Annotated in this window: 4 protein-coding genes; all 4 read right to left on the reverse strand. The window is 73.2% G+C overall.

What is annotated here, in order from left to right; translation table 11 throughout:
- Positions 1-1,425: DNA primase (dnaG, locus tag CR470_RS35810; protein WP_107489538.1), on the reverse strand; the 1,425-nt coding region annotated here is incomplete at its 3' end.
- Between the two features lie 95 nt (positions 1,426-1,520).
- Entirely contained in the window at positions 1,521-2,780 is a 1,260-nt protein-coding gene (locus CR470_RS35815) for an NAD(P)/FAD-dependent oxidoreductase (RefSeq protein WP_097871754.1), read from the reverse strand.
- A 124-nt stretch (positions 2,781-2,904) separates the two neighbouring features.
- Positions 2,905-4,254: a deoxyguanosinetriphosphate triphosphohydrolase gene (locus CR470_RS35820; RefSeq protein WP_097871756.1), complete on the reverse strand. Its 1,350-nt coding sequence runs from the start codon at positions 4,252-4,254 to the stop codon at positions 2,905-2,907.
- Between the two features lie 54 nt (positions 4,255-4,308).
- Positions 4,309-4,722: CbiX/SirB N-terminal domain-containing protein (locus CR470_RS35825; protein WP_306667834.1), on the reverse strand; the 414-nt coding region annotated here is incomplete at its 5' end.

A 4,722-nucleotide genomic window follows, 5' to 3' on the forward strand; every position in this document is an offset into this window, starting at 1 on the left:
CGCCATCAGAGATGTGTATAAGAGACAGCCCCCGCCCCTCGGGCCCTGGGGGCCGCCGCGCCGGCCGCCGCGCTCCCCGTGGTCGCCGCCCTTGTCACGGGCCCAGCGGGCGAGCTGGGCGACGCGGTGGACGACGAACTCCTGGTCGAGGATGCCGACGAGGCCGGCGAGCTGGACGGCGACCTCGCGCTGCACGCTGCTCGTCTTGATCTTGGCGACGACGGCGGCGGCCTCGTCGAGGGCGGCGGCGCGGCCGGCCGGGGTCTCCAGGTCGTACCGGCCGACGATCTGGCGCAGGGCGAACTCGAAGAGCGGGGTGCGCGGCTCGACCAGGTCGCGTACGGAGTCGTCTCCCTTGGCGAGCCGCAGGTCGCAGGGGTCCATGCCGTCCGGGGCGATGGCGATGTACGTCTCGGCGGCGAACTTCTGGTCGTCCTCGAAGGCGCGCAGGGCGGCCTTCTGGCCGGCCGAGTCGCCGTCGAAGGTGAAGATCACGCGGGCGCTGCCGTTGTCCATGAGGAGGCGGCGCAGGATCTTGATGTGGTCGTTGCCGAAGGCGGTGCCGCAGGTGGCGATGGCGGTGGTGACCCCGGCGAGGTGGCAGGCCATGACGTCGGTGTAACCCTCGACGACGACGGCGCGGCTGGCCTTGGCGATGTCCTTCTTGGCCAGGTCGATGCCGTACAGCACCTGGGACTTCTTGTAGATCGGGGTCTCGGGGGTGTTGAGGTACTTCGGGCCGTTGTCGTCGTCGCGCAGCTTGCGGGCGCCGAAGCCGACGATCTCCCCGGCGGTGTCGCTGATGGGCCACATCAGCCGGCCGCGGAAGCGGTCGATGGGGCCGCGGCGGCCGTCCTGGGAGAGGCCGGAGGTGATCAGTTCCTTGTCGCTGAAGCCCTTGCCGCGCAGATAGCGGGTGAGGTGGTCCCAGCCTGCCGGGCTGTAGCCGACGCGGAAGTGGGTGGCGGCGTCCTGGTCGAAGCCGCGTTCGGCGAGGAACTTGCGGCCGATCTCGGCCTCGGGGCTCTCCAGGGCGCGGACGTAGAACTCGGCGGCGGCCTGGTGGGCCTCGATCAGCCGGATACGTTCGCCGCGCTGGTGGGAGGGGTTGTAGCCGCCCTCCTCGTAGCGCAGGGTGATGCCCGCCTTGGCGGCGAGGCGCTCGACCGTCTCCGAGAAGGAGAGGTGGTCGATCTTCATCACGAAGGCGATCGTGTCGCCGCCCTCCTGGCAGCCGAAGCAGTGGAACAGGCCCTTGCCGGGACTGACCTGGAAGGAGGGCGACTTCTCGTCGTGGAAGGGGCAGAGTCCCTTGAGGTTTCCGCCGCCCGCGTTGCGCAGCTGGAGGTATTCGGACACGACGGAGTCGATCGGGACCGCGTCCCGTACCGCTTTCACGTCGTCGTCATTGATCCTGCCTGCCACGGGTGAAGTCTACGGGTGGGCACGGACAGCCGGGACGCACGGTGGACCGCGGCCTGCCGGGGCGCGGCGGTGCCGCCCGCGCCCCGGCGTCGTCCTCAGAGCAGGGAGTCCAGCGGGACCGACGGGTCGGCGAGGGCTTCCGGGTCGTGCTGCTGGCGGGCCCGGATCAGCTCCTGGATCGTTTCGGTGACATCCCACACGTTGACGTTCATCCCGGCCAGGACGCGGCGGTCCTTCAGCCAGAACGCGACGAACTCCCGCTTCCCGGCGTCGCCGCGGATGATCACCTCGTCGTAGGAGCCGGGCGGGGCCCAGCCGGAGTATTCGAGGCCCAGGTCGTACTGGTCGGAGAAGAAGTACGGGACGCGGTCGTACGTCACGTCCTGGCCGAGCATGGCGCGGGCCGCGGCCGGTCCGCCGTTCAGGGCGTTCGCCCAGTGCTCGACGCGCAGCCGGGTGCCGAGCAGCGGGTGGGCGGCGGCGGCGACGTCCCCGGCGGCGTAGATGTGCGGGTCGGAGGTGCGCAGGGAGGCGTCCACGGCGATGCCGCCGCCGTGGGCGCGGTCGGCGGTCTCCAGGCCCGCGGCCTCGGCGAGGGCGGAGCGCGGGGCGGCGCCGATCGCGGCGAGCACGTCGTGGGCGGGGTGTTCCTCGCCGTCGTCGGTGCGGACGGCGAGCACCATGCCGTCCTGGCCGGTGATCTCGGTGAGGCGGGCCCCGAAGTGGAAGCGGACGCCGTGCGCGCTGTGCAGTTCGGTGAAGATCTGGCCCAGCTCGGGGCCGATGACCTGGTGCAGCGGGGTGGGCTCGGCTTCGACGACGGTGACCTCGGCCCCGTAGCCGCGGGCGGCGGCGGCGACCTCCAGGCCGATCCATCCGGCTCCTGCGATGACCAGATGGCCGTTGTCGCGGCCGAGGGCGGCGAGCACGTTGCGCAGCCGGTCGGCGTGGGCGAGGCGGCGCAGGTGGTGGACGCCGGCCAGGTCGGTGCCGGGAACGTCCAGGCGGCGCGGCTCGGAGCCGGTGGCCAGCAGCAGCTTGTCGTAGTGGATGACGGTGTTGTCGCCGAGCCGCACGGTCTTCGCGTACCGGTCGAGCGCGGTGACCGGCTGGCCGAGGTGCAGTTCGATGTCGGCGCCCGCGTACCAGGCGCGTTCGTGGGTGAAGACGCTGTCGCGTTCGGCCTTGCCGTCCAGGTAGCCCTTGGAGAGCGGCGGCCGTTCGTAGGGGTGGTCGCGCTCGTCGCCGATGAGGATCACCCGGCCGGTGAACCCTTCGGCGCGCAGCGTTTCGGCCGCCTTCGCCCCTGCGAGTCCTGCTCCGACAATGACGAACGTCTGGTGTGCGTCGACCACTTGATGCCTCCTCAGTGCGGTGCTGCGCGGCGCCCCCAGCTGCGAGCGTCCCGCACGCAGCGTGATGGCGAAAGAGGGGGTGCCCGGACAGGTCACCCCCAGTGGTCAGGTTCCAGTCTGCCGGTCAGCCGCGACGGGCGGTCAGCGCGGCATGCAGGGATCGCGCGGAGGCGTCCGTGAGCGCCGCGATCTGGTCGACGAGGACCCGCTTGCGGGCGTGGTCGTCGGGCGCCTGGTCGAACAGGGCGCGGAAGTGCGGTTCCAGGCCTTCGGGGGCGCGGACGGTGAGGGCGGCGGCCAGCTCGGCGATCACGACGCGCTGGTCGGCGCGGATGGCCTCCTGCTCGGCGCGCTGCATGACGTACCGGTCGGCGACCGCCTTGAGCACCGCGCACTCGTGGCGCACCGCGCGCGGGACGACCAGCTCGGCGCCGTACCGGCCGAGGCGGCCGGGTCCGTACACCGCGCGGGTGGCGGTCTCGGCCGCCATGCAGAAGCGGCCGATGAGCTGGCTGGTGGCGTCCTTCAGGCGGGCCTGCGCCACGGCGGAACCGTCGTAGCCGTGCGGCCACCAGTCCTGGTCGATCAGCCGGTCCAGGGCCTCCGACAGCTCCTGCGGGTCGGTGCCGGCCGGGACGTAGCGGCCGATGGCGACCGCCCAGATCTCCTCGCGCTCCGGCTCGGCGTAGAGGCAGTTGGGGTCGATGTGCCCGGCGTGCAGCCCGTCCTCGAAGTCGTGCACCGAATACGCCACGTCGTCGGACCAGTCCATGACCTGGGCCTCGAAGCAGGTGCGGTCCTCGGGGGCGCCCTCGCGGGCCCACGCGAAGACCGGGACGTCGTCGGCGTACACCCCGAACTTGGCGGAGTGCGGGTCGGTGGGGTGCGCGCCGCGCGGCCACGGGTACTTGGTGGCGGCGTCCAGGGCCGCCCGGGTCAGGTTGAGGCCGACGCTGACCAGGTCGCCGGTGCGCGGGTCGCGGACGAAGCGCTTGGGCTCCAGGCGGGTCAGCAGGCGCAGCGACTGGGCGTTGCCCTCGAAGCCGCCGCAGTCGGAGGCGAAGTCGTCGATCGCCTGTTCGCCGTTGTGGCCGAACGGCGGATGACCCATGTCGTGGGCCAGGCAGGCCGTCTCGACCAGGTCCGGGTCGCAGCCGAGGACCGCACCGAGCTCGCGGCCGACCTGGGCGCACTCCAGGGAGTGGGTGAGCCGGGTGCGGGGGCTGGCGTCCCAGACGAGGGAGCGGGTGCCGGGCGTCACGACCTGGGTCTTCCCGGCGAGCCGGCGCAGGGCGGCGGAGTGCAGGACCCGGGCGCGGTCGCGCTGGAAGGCGGTGCGGCCGGGGCGCTTGTCCTCCTCGGTGTCGAAGCGCTCGGTGTCGGCGGGATCGTAGGGGCTGGGCCCCCGTCCGCCGTGTGCGCCGTGTGCGCCCCGTGTCCGGTCTGCCCCGTGTGCGCCCTGTGTGCCGTCCATGGTTCCGACAGTAGCGACCGGGACGGACAACGTGGCGTGAGCGGGCCCGGGATGTCAGGCGGAAGCGAGCAGGCTCACCGCGTCGGCCGGGGCCGGGGCACCTTCCGAGGCGGACCGTGCCTGGTCGTAGCGGTGCAGTACGAGGCGGGCCATCGCCGGGTGGGCGCCGAGCGGGGCGGCCGCCCGGCGCGGTACGGCGTCGGCACAGGCGCTCGCGAAGCGGCCGGGGGCGGTGAAGTACGAGGCGACGGAGGTCCGGTGGCGGCCCCGGGCGGCCAGGGCGCGCAGGGCGGCCGGGACGGTGGGCGTGGCGGCGGAGGCGTACGCGGGAACGACGGGCACGCCGAGGCGCATCGCGAGCATGCGGGCGGTGCGCCGGGTGTCCTGGGCGGAGTCGGGGTCGCGGGACCCGGCGGCGGCGAGGACGACGGCGGCGCGCCGGCCGCCCTGGTCGGCGGGGTCCCAGCC

The organism is Streptomyces sp. rh34 (assembly GCF_002551245.1).
Taxonomy (GTDB): domain Bacteria; phylum Actinomycetota; class Actinomycetes; order Streptomycetales; family Streptomycetaceae; genus Streptomyces.

Bases quoted from the DNA above. Each gene is read 5' to 3' on its own strand.
- CR470_RS35820 (WP_097871756.1), bottom strand. From the start codon at position 4,254: ATGGACGGCACACAGGGCGCACACGGGGCAGACCGGACACGGGGCGCA.